This window comes from Achromobacter sp. JCM 18799 (genome assembly GCF_055395645.1).
Map to the genome: position 1 here is coordinate 3225133 of NZ_AP043866.1, position 17094 is coordinate 3242226.

Below are 17094 nucleotides of genomic sequence, written 5' to 3' on the forward strand. Positions count from 1 at the left end.
ACCGACATGCTAGAAACCGTCATCAAGCGCGATCGCGACCTGGGCACGCCGGCGCGCGAGTCCGCCGTAACCGTCACCCTGACCATAGACGGCCAGGAAATCACGGTGCCCGAAGGCACCTCGCTGATGCGCGCGGCCGCCGAGGCCGGCATCAACATTCCCAAGCTGTGCGCCACCGACAGCCTGGAGCCCTTCGGTTCGTGCCGGCTGTGCCTGGTCCAGATCGAAGGCCGCCGCGGCTATCCCGCGTCGTGCACCACCCCGGCCGAGAACGGCATGGTGGTCTACACCGAAACCCCCAAGCTGCACGACCTGCGCCGCGGCGTGATGGAGCTGTACATCTCCGACCACCCGCTGGACTGCCTGACCTGCCCGGCCAACGGCGACTGCGAACTGCAGGACATGGCCGGCGTGGTGGGCCTGCGCAACGTGCGCTACGGCTACGACGGCGCCAACCACCTGAAGAGCGAAAAGGACGAGTCCAATCCGTACTTCACCTATGACGCCTCCAAGTGCATCGTCTGCAACCGCTGCGTGCGCGCCTGCGAGGAAACGCAGGGCACCTTCGCCCTGACGATCTCCGGCAAGGGCTTCGAATCGCGCGTGTCGCCGGGGCAGGACCAGCCCTTCCTGGATAGCGAATGCGTGTCCTGCGGCGCCTGCGTGCAGGCCTGTCCGACCTCCACCCTGCAGGAAAAGACCGTCATCATGATGGGCCAGGCCGAACACTCGGTCGTGACCACCTGCGCCTACTGCGGCGTGGGCTGCGGCTTCAAGGCCGAGATGAAGGGCCAGGAAGTGGTGCGCATGGTGCCCTGGAAGGACGGCCAGGCCAACCGCGGCCATTCCTGCGTCAAGGGCCGCTTCGCCTGGGGCTACGCCACGCACAAGGAACGCGTGCTCAAGCCCATGATCCGCAAGCACATCACCGACTCCTGGAAGGAAGTGTCCTGGGACGAGGCGATCAACTATGCGGCCTCCGAATTCCGCCGCATCCAGGGCCAGTACGGCCGCGATGCGGTCGGCGGCATCACATCCTCGCGCTGCACCAACGAAGAAACCTGGCTGGTGCAAAAGCTGGTACGCGCCGCCTTCGGCACCAACAACGTCGACACCTGCGCGCGGGTCTGCCACTCGCCCACCGGTTACGGCCTGAAGCAGACGCTGGGCGAATCCGCCGGCACCCAGACCTTCGATTCCGTCATGCACACCGACGTGGTCATCGTGATGGGCGCCAACCCCAGCAGCGGCCATCCGGTGTTCGCCTCGCGCCTGAAGCGCCGCCTGCGCCAGGGCGCGCGCCTGATCGTGATCGATCCGCGCCGCATCGAACTGGTCAGTTCGCCGCACATCAAGGCCGACTTCCACCTGCAGGTGCGCCCCGGCACCAACACCGCCCTGCTGTCCTCGTTGGCTCACGTGATCGCCACCGAAAACCTGATCGCCGAGGACTTCGTGGCCGAGCGCTGCGAAGCCAAGGCCTTCAAGGAATGGCGTGACTTCGTCTCGCTGCCAGAGAACTCGCCGGAAGCCATGGAAGAAATCACCGGCGTGCCGGCGCAGGCCGTGCGCGGCGCGGCGCGCCTGTATGCCACCGGCGGCAACGGCTCGATCTACTACGGCCTGGGCGTGACCGAACACAGCCAGGGCTCCACCACGGTCATGGCCATCGCCAACCTGGCCATGGCCACCGGCAACATCGGCCGCGAAGGCGTGGGCGTGAACCCGCTGCGCGGGCAGAACAACGTGCAGGGCTCGTGCGACATGGGCTCGTTCCCGCATGAGCTGCCGGGCTACCGCCACATCTCCGACAACACGGTGCGCGCGCAGTTCGAGCAGGACTGGGGCGTGACCCTGCAGCCGGAACCCGGCCTGCGCATCCCCAACATGTTCGAGGCCGCGCTGGGCGGTTCGTTCAAGGGCCTGTACTGCCAGGGCGAGGACATCGTGCAGTCGGACCCCAACACGCAGCACGTGGCGGCGTCCCTTGCTGCCATGGAATGCATCGTGGTGCAGGACCTGTTCCTGAACGAAACCGCCAAGTACGCCCACGTGTTCCTGCCCGGCTCCTCGTTCCTGGAAAAAGACGGCACCTTCACCAACGCCGAACGCCGCATCTCGCGCGTGCGCAAGGTGATGGAACCCAAGAACGGCAAGTCCGACTGGGAAGTGACGGTGGCGCTGTCCAACGCGCTGGGCTACCCCATGAATTACAAGCATCCCAGCGAGATCATGGACGAGATCGCGCGCCTGACGCCGACCTTCACCGGCGTCAGCTATGAAAAGCTGGACAAGCAGGGCAGCCTGCAATGGCCCTGCAACGACGAAGCGCCCGATGGCACGCCCATCATGCACATCGACGAATTCGTGCGCGGCAAGGGCAAGTTCATGATCACCAAGTACGTGCCCACGGACGAGCGCAGCACGCGCCGCTTCCCGCTGCTGCTGACCACGGGCCGCATCCTGTCGCAGTACAACGTGGGCGCGCAGACCCGGCGCACGCCCAATGTCATGTGGCATGGCGAGGACGTGCTGGAACTGCATCCGCAGGACGCCGAGGACCGCGGCGTGAAGGATGGCGACTGGGTCGGCATCCAGAGCCGCGCGGGCGAGACCGTGTTGCGGGCCACGCTGACCGACCGGGTGCAGCCGGGCGTGGTATACACCACCTTCCATTTCCCCGAGTCCGGCGCCAACGTCGTCACCACCGACAGCTCCGACTGGGCCACCAACTGCCCCGAGTACAAGGTGACGGCCGTGCAGGTCACGCGCGTGTCCCAGCCTTCGGAGTGGCAGCGCCAGTGGTCGCGCTTTGCAGACATCCAGCAAAAGCTGCTGCGCGAGCGTTCGCGCGAAAGCGAGGCGGCGCTGACCGGGAAATAACCCTCAGCCCGAACCGCCAGGACGCCGCCATGCCCACGCCCCCGCCTTCCCGCCCCGACTGCACGCAGGTACAGGTCACCCGCGTGCGGGGCGGCGCCCTGGTCCCCGGGGTCGAAGCCGACTCCGTGGCCGAGGAAACGCCGGTCGCGCTGGAGTTCAACGGCATCAGCCACGCCACCATGCTGGCCACGCCGGCCGACCTGGAAGACTTCGCGGTGGGCTTCGCGCTGTCCGAGGGCATCATCGACGGCGTCAGCGACGTGCGCGGCATCGACCTGCTGCCGCAATGCGACGGCATCGTGGTCCAGCTGGAAATTTCCACCGCCTGTGAAGTGCGGCTGAAGTCGCGCCGCCGGGCCATGGCCGGGCGCACCGGCTGCGGCCTGTGCGGCGTGGAGACGCTACCCGAAGTGCTGCGGCCGGTGGCGCCCGTCACCAACGGCTCGCCCGTGCGCATCCAGGCCGTGCTGGCCGCCATGCGCGAAATGCGGGCGCGCCAGGCGCTGCACGACATCACCGGCGCCACCCACGCCGCGGGCTGGGCCGGCGCCGACGGTACCGTCGCGCTGGTGCGCGAGGACGTGGGGCGCCATAACGCCCTGGACAAGCTGGTCGGCGCCCTGGCGCGCCAGGCCATGCATGCCGGCGACGGCATCGTCGTGGTGTCCAGCCGTGCCAGTTTCGAAATGGTGCAGAAAACCGCGGCGGCCGGCGTGGCCGTGCTGGCCTCGGTGTCCGCGCCCACGGCGCTCGCCATCCGCCTGGCCCAGGACGCCAATGTCAGCCTGCTGGGCTTTCTGCGCGGCGACGACGCCACGCTGTACACCCACCCATCACGCATCACCCCCTGAACCGGACCTGACCCAAGCATGGAAATCGGCAATCTGATCCGCATGGCCAACCGCATCGGCCAATTCTTCGAAGCCATGCCCGACCGGCCCGAGGCCCTGGAAGGCGTGGCCAACCATATCCACAAGTTCTGGGAGCCGCGCATGCGCAATGAGCTTCTGAACTTTCTCGAAAGAAGTCCGGACGGCAATGCTGGCGAGGAACGCCTGCACCCGCTGGTGCTGGAAGCGGTCACGCAGAACCGGCAGCGCCTCACGCCGCTCGCCCGTGTGGCGTAACGCCATAGCGCCCGGCAAGACGACAGAAACACCACAAGAGAAAAAGGCGGCGAGACCGGCCGGATGCCGGACCACGCACGCCAATGAGCGGCGCCAAAAGAGGAGACAACATGCAAAGCACTGCCACGCTGGACCTGCCCGGTTCAAAGCCGGGTTTTTTCGATAAGGAACGCACCATCGCCGGCCCGGGTTTCTCGCGCTGGCTGGTTCCCCCTGCCGCCCTTGCCATCCACCTGTGCATCGGCATGGCCTATGGCTTCTCGGTGTTCTGGCTGCCGCTGTCCAAGGTGGTGGGCGGCGCCAAGCCGCTGGCCTGCCCCGCGGACATGAGCCTCGTCGCCGAGCTGTTCGCCACCAATTGCGACTGGAAGATTTCGACCATGGGGTGGATGTACACCCTGTTCTTCGTGCTGCTGGGCTGCTCGGCCGCGCTGTGGGGCGGCTGGCTGGAACGCGCGGGCCCGCGCAAGGCGGGCGTGGTGTCGGCCCTGTGCTGGTGCGGCGGCCTGGTCATCTCCGCCATGGGCGTGTACCTGCACCAGATGTGGATGCTGTGGCTGGGCTCGGGCGTCATCGGCGGCATCGGCCTGGGGCTGGGCTACATCTCGCCCGTGAGCACGCTGATCAAGTGGTTCCCCGACCGCCGCGGCATGGCCACGGGCATGGCCATCATGGGCTTTGGCGGTGGCGCCATGATAGGCGCGCCGCTGGCCGACCTGCTGATGCGCCACTTTGCCACGCCTGAATCGCCGGGCGTCTGGCAGACCTTCCTGACCATGGCCGCGGTGTACTTCGTCTTCATGATGTCGGGCGCGCTGGGCTACCGCGTGCCGCCGACCGGCTGGAAGCCCGAGGGCTGGACCGCGCCGGCCAAGCATGCCGGCAACGCCATGATCACCAAGGGCCACGTCCATGTGCAGCGCGTCTGGGGCGTGCCGCAGTTCTGGCTGGTGTGGTGGGCGCTGTGCCTGAACGTCACGGCCGGCATCGGCATCCTGGGCATGGCCTCGCCGCTGCTGCAGGAAGTGTTCGGCGGCGGCCTGATCAACCAGCCTGAGCTGGGTTACTCGCAGCTGGACAAGAACCAGCTGGCGGCCATCGCCGCCATCGCCGCCGGCTTCACCGGCCTGCTCAGCCTGTTCAATATCGGCGGCCGCTTCTTCTGGGCCAGCCTGCCCGACAAGCTGGGCCGCAAGACCACCTACTTCATCTTCTTCGTGCTGGGTTTCGCGCTGTATTCGGCCATCCCCTGGACCGCGCACATCGGCGCGCTGGCTCTGTTCGTGGCCGCTTTCTGCATCATCCTGTCCATGTACGGCGGCGGCTTCTCCACCGTGCCGGCGTACCTGGCCGACCTGTTCGGCACGCAGATGGTGGGCGCCATCCATGGCCGGCTGCTGACGGCCTGGTCGGCGGCGGGCATCTTCGGGCCGGTGCTGGTGAACTACATCCGCGAATACCAGCTGTCCATCGGCGTGCCGCGCGCCCAGGTGTACGACATCACCATGTACATCCTGGCGGGCATGCTGGTGCTGGGTTTCCTGTGCAACCTGGCGATCCGGCCCGTGAATCCCAAGTACTTCATGAATGACGAAGAACTGGCGCGCGAGAAGGCGCTGGCCCACGAACGCGCGGTCGCCACGGAAACGCACGGGGTCGGAACATCCGCGTTCCGCACGCCGGCGGCGCTGGTGGTGTTCGCCTGGGCCTGCGTGGGTATTCCCCTGGCCTGGGGCATCTGGATCACGCTGCAGAAGGCGGTGGTGCTGTTCCACTGAACCAGGCGGGTGCCGCGACGGGGCGCGAAGCTGCTACATTGGCAGCCCGCGCCCCTTCTTTTTGCTTTCTCCATGACCACCCTGCCCCGCGCGCCCCGCCTTGCTGGAGCGACACGTTGACCGTCCCTGAAATCCGCTGGGAAGAAAACCAGACCCCGCACGCCGCCCGCTGGCGCTCCGAATCCGGCGCCGCGCCGCCCAAGCGCGTGGTGGTGGCGGACGACACCATGACCGCCGACATGGCCTACCGCCAGGCCTGCGAAGGCGTCGGCCTGCTGTGGCGCGGCGATTTCCAGAATGCGCGGCAATTGCTGCAAGCCATCACGCGGCGGGTCGACAAGCGTCCCCGCAAACCCGTGGACAGCCTGCTGGACGCCTTCAACCAGCACCGCCAGATCCAGTCGCAGCGCGCCCGCATCCTGGGCATGCTGCTGATTCCGTTCGACGCCGGTCACGGCATTCCGCTGCGCCGCGCGCCCGACGCGCGCCTGGCCTGCGAGGAAGCCCACGGTCCCGCCGCCGAGCCCTACGTCGCGTCGCTGCGCGAACTGCTGGGCCTGATCGGCGCCTTCGAATGGCGCAAGAAAGGCGTGGAGATTCCCGCGCTGAATGCCCGCATCCATCCGCACTACGGCGTGTTCTCGCCGCTGCGCGGCGAGTACGTTGACCTGGTGGCGCGCACCCCGATGCCGCGCGGCAGCGTGGCCTTCGACATCGGCACCGGCACCGGCGTGCTGGCTGCCGTGATCGCGCGCCGCGGCGGCAAGCGCGTCATCGCCACCGACATGGATCCGCGCGCGCTGGCCTGCGCCCGTGAAAACCTGGAGCGCCTGGGCCTGTCCAAGCAGGTCGACGTCGAACAGACCGACTTGTTCCCCGAAGGCCGGGTGTCGCTGATCGTCTGCAACCCGCCCTGGCTGCCCGCCCGCCCCAGCTCGCCCGTGGAACATGCCGTCTACGACCCCGACAGCCGCATGCTGCGCGGCTTCCTGAATGGACTGGCGGCGCATCTGACGCCCAACGGCGAAGGCTGGCTGATCCTGTCGGACCTGGCCGAGCATCTGGGCCTGCGCAGCCGCGAAGCGCTGCTGGAGATGATCAGCCAGGCCGGCTTGCGCGTGATCGAGCGCATCGACACGCGTCCCACTCACGGCCGCGCGCAAGACGCGAGCGACCCGCTGCATGCGGCGCGTTCGAAGGAAGTCACGTCCTTGTGGCGCCTGGGCGCGGCCTGACGCGGCCCGGCCTGACGCAAGACCCAGGGGCGCGGCCCCACCGCCTGTTATGAACTTTGGAGTAGGTCGGCAGCATTTCCCAGCATCGGCATGCTGAAGACCACTTCGCCGGAACTTGTGGCTGCGCCCAAGCCCCGCCAGCATCGGCTCAACCGCATTCCCGTTCTGCCCCCGCATCCATGATGGAAGCCAGCGTGACCGAACCGACCGCCATTGAAGTTTCAGCCGAAGCCGCATCTCATAAGGGCGAATTTTTCCTGATCGACGCCAGCTTCTTGGGAAACGGCAGGGTTCCCGGCATCGAGATCGCCAACGAAGAGAAGCTGATCGATCCGGGGATGAATGTCGTCTCGCGTCCTGATGGCATGCCGGATCAGTATCCGGAGCGTCCCCGCCTGGTTCATGTACCGGAGAAGGGCGGAATGCCACGCGATCTGGAAGAGCTCGCTGGCATATGGATTGTGTCGGAGCCGTTGAAGCAACTGTTTGAGCAGTTGGACGCCGAGGCGTTTGCATTTGTGGCATGCGACTTCAGCCTTGCTGACGGCAGCCCCGCCCCTCAGTACTACCTAGGCAATGTGCTGCGCAGACTCGATGCCCTGGATGAAGCCTCTTCTCGAGTGAGGATCAAGCTCGACCACAATTATCAGACCGGCGAGGACGAGAAACTTTATAGCCTCGTCGGCGGAGCCAGCTTGGTGTTCAAACAGGATGTTGTGGGAGATGCCCATATCTTCCGCCAGGATCGCATGGGAGCACCTCCCATCTGCGACCGCGCGATGTTTGACGCATTGAGTGCGGCCAACTTCTCCGGCGTACGGCTGCGCGATGTAGCCGATATTTAGAGCGTGTTATGAACTGTGGAGCAGGTTGGCAGCATTTCCCGGCATCAGCATACTGAAGACCACGAAGCGAAGCCCCGCCAGTCTGTTGGCTAAGGGCGGCAGGCTGCCACCCAACTACGGTCGGGCGATCGCGGCACAGTTCATGACACGCTCTAGGCCCGCCCCGCCGCCACGTTGACGCTGATGGCAATGATGAAGACGTTGAAGAAAAAGGCGATGACGCTGTGCGTCAGCGCCGTGCGGCGCAGGCGGCGGTTCACGATCTGCACGTCCGACACCTGGAACGTCATGCCCAGCACCAGCGCGAAATAGGCGAAGTCCCAGTAGTCCGGATCTTCCGTGCCGGGAAAATCCAGCCCCTTGTGCATGGCGTTGCGATGGCCGTAATAGCCATGCGCGTAGTGCAGGGCGAAGATCATGTTCATGTAGAGCCACGACAGGATGATGGTCGCGGCGGCCGCCAGCATGGCCAGCACGCTGCCCACGCCGCTCTCTCCCCGCAGCTCCACCCACAGCGCCATCATCACCATGCAGGACAGCGCCACGCTGCTCCACAGCACGCCGGTGCGGCCCACGTCCTGCTGCTGCGCATGCTGGCGCATGGCCGCCGCGCTGGTCCGGCCGAACACCCGCGCCGTCATCAGCAGGAACACCAGCGCCCCCGCATCGAATCCCAGCAACAGCGCCAGCACCCATGGCACGCCCAGGGCGTACAGCCCGCCCGCCATGACCAGCAGCAGCGCGGCGCAGCCGACCAGGCGGCGATGCGCATGGAAGAACGGCAGGGCGGCGCCGGCAGCGGAATCGTCCTCGGGCTCGAAATCCTTGAGCGGCGGCATGCGGCGCTCCTTTTGGTGTGAGCAGCCCTAACGCTAACCGATGCCGAGCAAACCGACCAGTGCGCCGCCGAACAGCAGCCACAGCGGATGGATGCGGGTGAGGCTGCCCAGCAGCGCCACCACAGCGGTAATGACGCCCAGCAGCCAGGTATGCACCGAGGCCTCGGTGATGAGCGCCGCGCTGGCCGCCACCAAGCCCACCGTCATCGGGAAGATGCCCGCCTGAATGACGCCGCGCCAGGGACGGTCCTTGAAGCGTTCCCACAGGCCCAGCGCGATCACGGTAATGATGGACGACGGGCCGAACTTGGCGATGGTGGTGACCAGCATGCCCAGGCCGCCCGCCACATGCCAGCCGACCAGCGTGACCACCATCAGGTTGGGGCCCGGGGCCGCCTGTCCCAGGGCGAACAGCGCGGAGAAATCCGCCGCGCTCATCCAGCCGTGCACTTCCACCACCTGGCGCTGCATCTCGGGCAGGATGGTATTGCCCCCGCCGAACGCCAGCACGGACAGCTCGGAAAAGATCAGGGCCAGGGCGATCAATGTATGGATCATCGACGTTGCCTCCAGACCATCAGGATGCTCAGCGGCGTCAGCACCGCCATGGTGGGCAGAAGCGGAATGCGCAGCACGGCGATGGCGATGAAGCAAGCCGTGGCCACCACGCCGGCCAGCCAGTCGCGGCGCTTGACCACCGGCAACCCGATCTTCACCGCCATGGAAATCAACAAGCCCGCGGCGGCGGCGGCCAGCCCGGCAAACAGGTGCTGGATGTGGGGATCGTTCTGGAAGCGGTCGTACACCATGCCCAGCAGCACCACGATGGCGGACGGCGCCAGGATCAGGCCCATCAGCGCCGCGAACGCGCCGCGCGGGCCGCGGAACTTCATGCCCAGCGCCACCGACAGGTTGATGATATTGCCGCCGGGCAGGAACTGGCACAGGCCCAGCAGGTCGGTGAACTCGGCGCCGCTGAGCCAGCGGTGCTTTTCGACGACCATGCGGCGCGCCAGCGGCAAGGCGCCGCCGAAGGCCGTCAGGCCGAGCATCAGGAAGCCATAGAACAATTGCCCGCAAGTGGGCGCGGGCCGCAAATCGGCCTCGGAGATGGAAGGTGCCGCGTTCATCATTTTCATGCCGGCGCCGGGGAAGCGGCGCGGAGTGGGACCGGGGGAAGGACAACGAGATTGCAGCCTACTCTTCGCCTTGGATAATGTCTAATATATGACTAACTATATATTCATATCGGTTGAATATGGCATCCGTAGATTTAAGATTGCTGCGCTACTTCCTGGCCGTGGCCGAGGAATCCCATCTGACCAAGGCCGCGGCGCGGCTGGGCATCCGCCAGCCCCCGCTCAGCCAGCAGATCCGCGTACTGGAGCAGGAGCTGGGGGTAACGCTGTTCCACCGTCTGCCGCGCGGCATGGAGCTGACCGAAAGCGGCCGCGCGCTGCTGGACGACGCGCGCAACATCGTGGCCCTGGTGGACCAGGCCGTGGAAGGCGTGCGGCGCGTGTCGCAGGGCGAGGCTGGACGCCTGACCGTGGGCTTCACCGGATCGGCGGCCTTCCATCCCTTTGTGCCCTCCGTCATCCGACGCTTCCGCGAAGCGGCGCCCAACGTGCGGCTGGTGCTGGAGGAAAGCAGCACCGGCGAACTCATGGAGGGCGTGGCCGCGGGCCGCGTGGACGTCGCCTTCATCCGCGGCCCCTATGGCCTGGACCCCGGCGTGGTGGTGGAAACCGTGCTGGAGGAACCCATGCTGGCTGCGTTTCCGGCCGACCACCCGGCCGTCAAGGGCCGTGCGCGCAAGCGCATTGCGCTGGCCGAACTGGCCGATGAATCCCTGATCCTCTACCGCCGCCACAGCGGGCCGGGCCTGTACGACGCCATCATCGCCGCCTGCGGCGCCGCCGGCTTCAGCCCGCGCGTGGCGCAAGAAGCGCCGCGCATGCTGTCCACCCTGAGCCTGGTCGCGGCCGGCCTGGGCGTGTCGCTGGTGCCGGCGTCGCTACGCCGCGTGAACATCGAAGGCGTGGCCTACGTCAACCTGGCCCATCCGGCGGAACTGCGCGCGCCGCTGAACCTGATCTGGCGCGACGAAGCGCTCTCCGGCGCAGCCCGCAAACTGATCGGCGAGGCGCGGCGGCAGCGCGAGGAATCCCTGGCCTGAGCGCGCGGCGCTACACTGCCCGGCACCCGCACTCCGCATTGCAGCCATGACTCCAGATTCACCCATAGGCATCTACGACTCCGGCGTCGGCGGCCTGAGCGTGCTGCGCGCCATCCGCGACGCCCTGCCCCACGAATCCCTGCTGTACGTAGCCGACTCCGCCCACGTGCCCTATGGCGAAAAAACGCAGGACTACGTCGAGCAGCGCGCCAGCACGATCGCCGATTACTTCGTGTCGCGCCAGGCCAAGGCCATGGTGGTGGCCTGCAATACGGCCACCGCGGCCGCCATCGCCCAGTTGCGCCTACGCCATCCGCAGCTGATCATCATCGGCGTGGAGCCGGCCATCAAGCCCGCCGCGCACCTGACCACGAGCGGCGTGGTCGGCGTGTTCGCCACCACCGGCACCCTGGCCAGCCCCAAATTCGCCGCCCTGGTCCAGCGCGAGGCGCCCGAAGTCCGCATCCTGTTCAGGCCTTGCCCCGAGTGGGTGCGGCTGGTGGAGCAAGGCGTGCTCAGCGGCCCCCAGGCCGAGGCCGCGGTGCGCGCGCCCGTGGCGGAATTGCGCGGGGCCGGCGCCGACGTGCTGGTGCTGGGCTGCACCCACTTTCCCTTCCTGCGCGACGCGATCCAGGCGGCCGCCGGCGCCGATGTGCCGTTGCTGGAAACGGGCGCCCCGGTGGCGCGCCGGCTGCGCCACCAGCTGCAGGAGCGCGGCCTGCTGCGCGCCAGCGGCCCGGGCGGACTGCGCCTGGAGACCAGCGGCTCGGCCGAGGCGCTGGGCGCGCTGGCCGTCCGCCTGCTCGGGCAGGCTGCCGACGCGCACGTCCTGGAGCCGCGCTGGCGCTGACTTTGCGTCGGGTCCGCCGCCCGGTGGCGCGGGCTGATTGCGCCTGGTTTGATCCCGCGCATGACGCGCCTGTCCGAATCGGCGAATAATTCGGATACAGTGGACTACAACGCCGCCCGCGGCGCACACAAGGAGACGCTCATGAAACGCATCCTGATTCCCGTGGACGGCTCGCAGCCCGCCGTCCATGCGGTCCAAGCCCTGCTCGACGCCCGCAGCTACGATCCCGTCGAACGCGTGGAGCTCCTGACGGTCCAGATCCCCCTGAAAGCCGGCAAGATCGGCCGCGGCCTGTCGCAGGCCGAGATCGACGCCTATCACGAGGAAGAAGGCCGCAACGCGCTGCAAGCCGCCAGCGAATTGCTGACCCGGGCCGGCGTGCCCTTCCAGACCCACATCGAAATAGGCGCCGCCGCCGAGACCATCGTGCGCGTGGCCGACGAATCCGACGCGGATGAAATCTACATGGGCTCGCGCGGGCTGGGCTCGGTGTCGTCCTGGTTCCTGGGCTCGGTCGCGACCCGCGTCCTGCATCTGACGGAGTTGCCCGTCACCCTGGTCAAGTAACCGTCAAGGAGCATCCATGCTGAACATCCTGGTCCCTGTCGACGGCTCCGACAACGCCAACCGCGCCGTCCTGTACGCCCGCCAGCTCGCCCAAGGCGCTGGCGCCGCGCGCATCCATCTGCTCAACGTCCAGACGCCCGTGCAAGGCCGCGCCGGCCTGTCGCGCCTGATTACGCAGGACATGATCGACGAGTTCTACCTGCGCGAAGGCCAGGAAGCCGCGGACGAGGCGCGCAAGCTGCTGGATGTGACCGGCGCCGACTACACCAGCCACGTGGCATTTGGCCATACGGCCACGGAAATCGCCGGATACGCCCACGATCATGGCTGCGCCCGCATCGTCATGGGCACGCGCGGCAATGGCTCGCTGACGAACATCCTGATCGGCTCGGTCGCCAATCAGGTGCTGCAACTGGCCGAAGTGCCGGTCACGCTGGTCAAGTAAGCCCCGGACGCCGGCCTCAGGCGGCCGGCAGCCACAACGACACCCTCAAGCCGCCCAGCGGCGAGCGCTCGGCGCGCGCCTGGCCGCCATAGGTGCTGGCCAGGTCGCGCACGATATCCAGGCCCAGGCCCGATCCGGGACGCTGTTCATCCATGCGCACGCCGCGCAGGAAGATGCGTTCGCGCTCGTCGTCGGCAATGCCGGGGCCGTCATCGTCGATCTGGATGAGCAACTGACCCGGCCCGGCGGCGCTGGCGCTCACCTGCACCTGGCGCTCGGCCCATTTGCAGGCATTGTCCAGCAGGTTGCCGACCATCTCCTGCAGATCCTGTTCTTCGCCGCGGAACACAAGGCCGTCGGCGAACGCCGGCATTTCCAGCTGCAGTCCGCGCTGCGCATACAAGCGCTGCATGACCCGCAGCAGCCCCTCGATGGGCTTGCGCAGCGGCGTGCGGCTGTCTGCCGCGCCGGACGCGGCGGCGGCGCGGGCGCGCGCCAGGTGATAGTCGATCTGGCGGCGCGCCATGCCGACCTGCTCCTGCACCAGCGCCGCCAGCGGCCCTTCCTCGCGCGCCGCGGCATTGCCCAGGATCGTCAGCGGCGTTTTCACCGCGTGCGCCAGATTGCCGGCCTGCGTGCGCGCGCGCTGCACCATGTCGGCATTGACGGCCAGGACGCGGTTGAAGTCGTCGACCAGCGGCTGGATTTCGCTGGGAAAACGGCCTTCGATGCGCACGCTGGCGCCCCCTTGCTGCCCGGCGAGCTGCCGCCTGAGCTTGGCCAGCGGCCGCAACCCGACCAGGACCTGGACCACGGCCGCCAGCGTCAAGCCTGCCGCCAGCGCACCCAGCGAAATCAACAGCATATGGTTGAAGCGTTCGATCGGCTCGGCCAACACCTGGCTGTCGGCCGCCACGATCAGGCGCAGCGGCGCTGCCTCGGTCTCGGCCGGTTCCAGCGTGCGCGTCAGGGCCGTCAGGCTATGCTTTTCCGGCCCCGCGATTTCATACGCCCCGTCGGCGCTGTCCGCGGCGGGCAGCGCCAGCACCTGGTCCCAGAGCGACCGCGAGCGCGCCGCGCCCACGGCCACCGCGCGGCCCTGTTCGTCGAGCCGGTCGATCTGCCAGTACAGGCCGGACAGCGGCTGTTCCAGCCGCGGGTCGCTCAAGGGCGGCGACACCACCAGGCGGCCATCCGGGCTGGTGTTTACCGCGGCTGTCAGCTGGTTCAGGTGCAGGGTCAGTTCGGCGCGCAATTGTTCGGTGATGTGCTGGCGGAACAGGCTGCCCAGGCCCCATCCGGCCAGCACCACCGTGACCAGGATCCAGGCCAGCGTGCCGGCAAGCAAGCGCCAGCGCAGCGAGCCCGGCGCGCGCTGCGGCATCATGCGCCGCCGGCCAGGCGGTAGCCCAGGCCGCGCACGGTTTCGATGGTGTCGGGCGGCAGCTTCTTGCGCAGCCGCGCGATGAACACATCGATGGTGTTGGAATCGCGGTCCTGGTCCTGGGCGTAGACATGCTCGGTCAGCTCGCTGCGCGAAATCACTTCGCCCGCGCGCTGCATCAGCACGGCCAGCACTTTGAATTCATGGCTGGTAAGGGACAGCGCCTGCCCGTCCACCGTGACCTTGGCCAGGCGCGTGTCCAGCATCAGCGGGCCGCAGCGCCATTGCGCGCTGGCGTGGCTGCTGGAGCGGCGCAAGAGCGCCCGCACCCGCGCCAGCAGCTCTTCCATGTGGAAGGGCTTGGTCAGGTAATCGTCCGCCCCGGCATCGATGCCGGCAACCTTCTCGTGCCAGTTGTCGCGCGCCGTGAGGATCAGCACCGGCATGCCCTGGCCGCCGGCTCGCCACTGCTTGAGCACGGTCAGGCCGTCCATCACCGGCAGGCCCAGGTCCAGCACCACCACGTCGTAGGCCTCGACCGCGCCCATGTACTGGGCCGTTCCGCCGTCCGCGGCGGTGTCGACGGTATAGCCGGCCTGGCGCAAGGCGTCGGCCAGTTGCGTCGCCAGCGTCGGTTCGTCTTCCACTACGAGTATGCGCATCAGTGCTTGTCCCGGAATTGGATGTCGCGTCCCTTCACGCCCAGCACCTTGCCGTCGCGCGCGTCGATCTTCAGCTTGACCAGCCGGCCGCCGCTCTGCAGCAGCCGGATCTCGTAGATGAACTCGCCGTCGTCCTCTTCGAATTCGACCTTGACCACCTGCCCCGGATAATCGCGCTCGACGATGTCCAGCACCGAGCGCAGGGGCAGCACCTTGCCGGCCTGCAAGGCCTGGCGCGCCTGTTCATGGTCGCTTTCATCGGCCAGCCCCGCGTTGGGGCCCGCGGCCAGCGCCAGCATCAGCGCGCCGCAGGACAGCCAGATTCGGGTACGCGTTGCTCGGGTCATGTTTCCTTTCGCAATTCGGAGTTCGCCATGAGCGGCGATTGTCCGCCCATTTATAGCGCCTGGAAAATGAACGGCACGTGAACGGCAGCTTCAGAATTGGTTCATCCGCACACCCGAATAATGCGGTCATGGTCGCCATTCCGGCAACCCGCAACAACCTAGGAGCCATTCCATGACCGCAATCCGCAACACCCTGGCCGCCCTGGCGCTTGGCGCCGCAACCCTGACCGGCGCCGCCGCCGTGCACGCCCAGACGCCCGCCCCGGCGCCGGTCCAGCCCGCCGCCACGGCGCCCGCCAACGCGACGCTGACCGTGCGCCAGATCTACGACACGCTGACCGCCGCTGGTTATCGCAACATCACCGAGATCGAGCTCGAGCACGGCCGCTACGACGTCAAGGCCGACAACGCCCAAGGCCAGCGCGTGAAGCTGCGGGTCGATGCCCAGAGCGGCGCCGTCCTGCGCAGCCGCATCAAGGACTGAAGCGCCGGCGCCCGCGCGCCTTTCCACGCTCCGCCCGCATCCGGCGGGCCGAGCGCCCCAACACGGATGCCATCATGAAACCGATAGGAACCGGCGCCGCCGTAGGCGGCTTCTTGCTAGTCCTCACCCTGGCCTGGGGCCTGGACGCGTTCATCCTGCAGCCGCCGGCCGCCGGCGCCTGGTACTGGGTGGCGCGCCAGCAAGGCCTCTACCTCACCGGCGTCTGGTCCATCGGCCTGATGGCCTTGATCATGCTGCTGGCGCTGCGGCCCGCGTGGCTGGAGCGTCCGCTGGGCGGCATGGACAAGATCTACCGGCTGCATAAATGGGCCGGCATCCTCGCCGTGTCAGCAGGCGCCGCGCATTGGTTGCTGAAGCTGGCCAGCGGCCCGTTGAAAAGCCTGGCGGACGCGGGCAACCGCCCCGCCCGCGACGTCGTGCTGACGCTCTTTGAAAGCTCGCGCGGCCTGGCCAAGGACCTGGGCGAATGGTCGATCTACCTGCTGCTCGCGATGCTCGCAATCACCTTGTGGCGGCGCTTTCCCTACCGCGGATGGCGTCTCCTGCACCGCGCAATGCCTGTGCTGTTCCTGGCGTTGGCGTTCCACACGGCGGCGCTGGCGCCCGCGCGCTACTGGAGCGGCCCCGTCGGCCTGCTGCTGATTCCGCTGCTGGTCGCCGGTTCCTATGCCGCGCTGGTGGCGCTGCTGGGACGCGTGGGCAGCGGCCGCCGCGCGCAAGGCAGGATCGTGTCGCTGACGCACCAGCCAGGCGGCATCCTGGAGGTCAGCTGCGAACTCGACGGCAATTGGCAGCCGCACCAGGCGGGACAGTTCGCCTTCGTCACGTTCGACCGCAAGGAAGGCGCCCATCCCTACACCATCGCCAGCGCCCCGCATCAGGGCGAACGCCGCGTCACGTTCCAGATCAAGGCGCTGGGCGATTACACCCGCAGCCTGGCGCGCACGCTGCGCATCGGCCAGCCGGTAACTGTCGAAGGCCCATACGGGCGCTTTCAATTGACCCCGGACGCGGCCTCGACGTCGCAGGTCTGGGTGGCGGGCGGTATCGGTGTCACGCCGTTTCTCGCATGGTTGGAGGCGCTGCAGGACCGGCAGGCCCCGACGCCGCGCGTGTGGCTGCACTACTGCGTGCGCGACGCTGCAACCGATCCCTTCGTGCCGTTGCTCAAGGAACGCTGCGCAGCGCTGGACGGCGTGACGCTCGCCATCCACAACGCGCGCGACGGCGACACGCTGACGGCCGGTACGCTGGCGCAGGGCGAGGTGGCGGCGGGCCGTGTCGCCGACGTCTGGTTCTGCGGGCCCGCCGGCCTGGCCGACGCTCTCAGGCGCGGCCTGCGCAAGCTGGGCGCCCAGCCCGTGCGCTGGCATCAGGAAGCGTTCCAGATGCGCTGATCGCCCCAGGGTCCGCGGAGGTCCAAGCGTATGATGGACCTCACCGCCCCC

General features: G+C 67.8%; 18 protein-coding genes. 12 read left to right on the forward strand and 6 right to left on the reverse strand.

Annotation, left to right across the window (positions count from 1 at the left end):
• Positions 1 to 6: 6 nt before the first annotated feature.
• From fdhF to ACZ5YA_RS15230, 6 genes are all read left to right on the forward strand, one after another.
• On the forward strand, positions 7 to 2883 hold the full coding sequence (gene fdhF / locus ACZ5YA_RS15205) for a formate dehydrogenase subunit alpha (RefSeq protein WP_059377926.1): 2877 nt from the start codon (positions 7 to 9) through the stop codon (positions 2881 to 2883).
• Positions 2884 to 2912: 29 nt separating this feature from the next.
• A complete protein-coding gene (gene fdhD / locus ACZ5YA_RS15210; RefSeq protein WP_118933772.1) occupies positions 2913 to 3734 on the forward strand; it encodes a formate dehydrogenase accessory sulfurtransferase FdhD in 822 nt (273 codons plus the stop codon).
• Positions 3735 to 3752: 18 nt separating this feature from the next.
• On the forward strand, positions 3753 to 4010 hold the full coding sequence (locus ACZ5YA_RS15215) for a formate dehydrogenase subunit delta (RefSeq protein WP_118933773.1): 258 nt from the start codon (positions 3753 to 3755) through the stop codon (positions 4008 to 4010).
• A gap of 110 nt (positions 4011 to 4120) precedes the next feature.
• Entirely contained in the window at positions 4121 to 5788 is a 1668-nt protein-coding gene (locus ACZ5YA_RS15220; RefSeq protein WP_464092714.1) for an OFA family MFS transporter, read from the forward strand.
• Positions 5789 to 5904: 116 nt separating this feature from the next.
• Positions 5905 to 7023: a methyltransferase gene (locus ACZ5YA_RS15225; protein WP_251881058.1), complete on the forward strand. Its 1119-nt coding sequence runs from the start codon at positions 5905 to 5907 to the stop codon at positions 7021 to 7023.
• A gap of 194 nt (positions 7024 to 7217) precedes the next feature.
• On the forward strand, positions 7218 to 7868 hold the full coding sequence (locus tag ACZ5YA_RS15230) for an imm11 family protein (protein ID WP_464092715.1): 651 nt from the start codon (positions 7218 to 7220) through the stop codon (positions 7866 to 7868).
• 152 nt (positions 7869 to 8020) lie between these two features.
• On the opposite strand, the gene ACZ5YA_RS15235 is transcribed toward ACZ5YA_RS15230, so the two are convergent.
• Genes ACZ5YA_RS15235 through ACZ5YA_RS15245 form a run of 3 tightly spaced genes read right to left on the reverse strand, consistent with a single transcriptional unit; the run spans position 8021 to position 9840 of the window.
• Positions 8021 to 8707, reverse strand: coding sequence for a DUF1345 domain-containing protein (locus ACZ5YA_RS15235; RefSeq protein WP_251881054.1), 687 nt, complete (start codon positions 8705 to 8707; stop codon positions 8021 to 8023).
• Between the two features lie 33 nt (positions 8708 to 8740).
• Positions 8741 to 9265 carry a chromate transporter gene (locus tag ACZ5YA_RS15240; protein ID WP_059377909.1) on the reverse strand — a complete coding sequence of 175 codons (525 nt, stop codon included), beginning with the start codon at positions 9263 to 9265 and terminating at the stop codon, positions 8741 to 8743.
• The gene (locus ACZ5YA_RS15245; RefSeq protein WP_059377906.1) at positions 9262 to 9840 is read right to left on the reverse strand and encodes a chromate transporter; all 579 of its coding nucleotides are present in this window, start codon (positions 9838 to 9840) and stop codon (positions 9262 to 9264) included. The genes ACZ5YA_RS15240 and ACZ5YA_RS15245 overlap by 4 nt, the downstream gene beginning before the upstream one ends.
• Before the next feature lie 125 nt (positions 9841 to 9965).
• On the opposite strand from ACZ5YA_RS15245, the gene ACZ5YA_RS15250 reads away from it, so the two are divergent.
• The 4 genes from ACZ5YA_RS15250 (at position 9966) to ACZ5YA_RS15265 (ending at position 12748) form a co-directional block, all read left to right on the forward strand.
• Positions 9966 to 10886 carry a LysR family transcriptional regulator gene (locus ACZ5YA_RS15250; protein WP_059377903.1) on the forward strand — a complete coding sequence of 307 codons (921 nt, stop codon included), beginning with the start codon at positions 9966 to 9968 and terminating at the stop codon, positions 10884 to 10886.
• Between the two features lie 46 nt (positions 10887 to 10932).
• Positions 10933 to 11736: a glutamate racemase gene (gene murI / locus ACZ5YA_RS15255; protein WP_059377900.1), complete on the forward strand. Its 804-nt coding sequence runs from the start codon at positions 10933 to 10935 to the stop codon at positions 11734 to 11736.
• Positions 11737 to 11877: 141 nt separating this feature from the next.
• Positions 11878 to 12303 carry a universal stress protein gene (locus tag ACZ5YA_RS15260; RefSeq protein ID WP_059377961.1) on the forward strand — a complete coding sequence of 142 codons (426 nt, stop codon included), beginning with the start codon at positions 11878 to 11880 and terminating at the stop codon, positions 12301 to 12303.
• A gap of 16 nt (positions 12304 to 12319) precedes the next feature.
• Entirely contained in the window at positions 12320 to 12748 is a 429-nt protein-coding gene (locus tag ACZ5YA_RS15265; protein ID WP_251881046.1) for a universal stress protein, read from the forward strand.
• 16 nt (positions 12749 to 12764) lie between these two features.
• Here the strand turns inward: ACZ5YA_RS15265 and ACZ5YA_RS15270 are convergent, their stop codons facing one another.
• The 3 genes from ACZ5YA_RS15270 to ACZ5YA_RS15280 are packed head-to-tail and all read right to left on the reverse strand — an operon-like array spanning position 12765 to position 15093.
• Positions 12765 to 14135 (reverse strand): sensor histidine kinase, encoded by a 1371-nt coding sequence (locus ACZ5YA_RS15270; RefSeq protein ID WP_118933777.1) that lies wholly within the window; start codon positions 14133 to 14135, stop codon positions 12765 to 12767.
• Positions 14132 to 14794 carry a response regulator transcription factor gene (locus ACZ5YA_RS15275; protein ID WP_464092716.1) on the reverse strand — a complete coding sequence of 221 codons (663 nt, stop codon included), beginning with the start codon at positions 14792 to 14794 and terminating at the stop codon, positions 14132 to 14134. Before ACZ5YA_RS15275 ends, ACZ5YA_RS15270 begins: the two co-directional genes overlap by 4 nt.
• Entirely contained in the window at positions 14794 to 15093 is a 300-nt protein-coding gene (locus ACZ5YA_RS15280; RefSeq protein WP_223283490.1) for a PepSY domain-containing protein, read from the reverse strand. Before ACZ5YA_RS15280 ends, ACZ5YA_RS15275 begins: the two co-directional genes overlap by 1 nt.
• Positions 15094 to 15313: 220 nt before the next feature.
• Between ACZ5YA_RS15280 and ACZ5YA_RS15285 the strand changes: the two genes are divergently transcribed.
• Together ACZ5YA_RS15285 and ACZ5YA_RS15290 are read left to right on the forward strand one after the other, a co-directional pair.
• Positions 15314 to 15625: a PepSY domain-containing protein gene (locus ACZ5YA_RS15285; RefSeq protein ID WP_059377886.1), complete on the forward strand. Its 312-nt coding sequence runs from the start codon at positions 15314 to 15316 to the stop codon at positions 15623 to 15625.
• A 74-nt stretch (positions 15626 to 15699) separates the two neighbouring features.
• On the forward strand, positions 15700 to 17043 hold the full coding sequence (locus ACZ5YA_RS15290; protein WP_464092717.1) for a ferredoxin reductase family protein: 1344 nt from the start codon (positions 15700 to 15702) through the stop codon (positions 17041 to 17043).
• Positions 17044 to 17094: the final 51 nt, after the last annotated feature.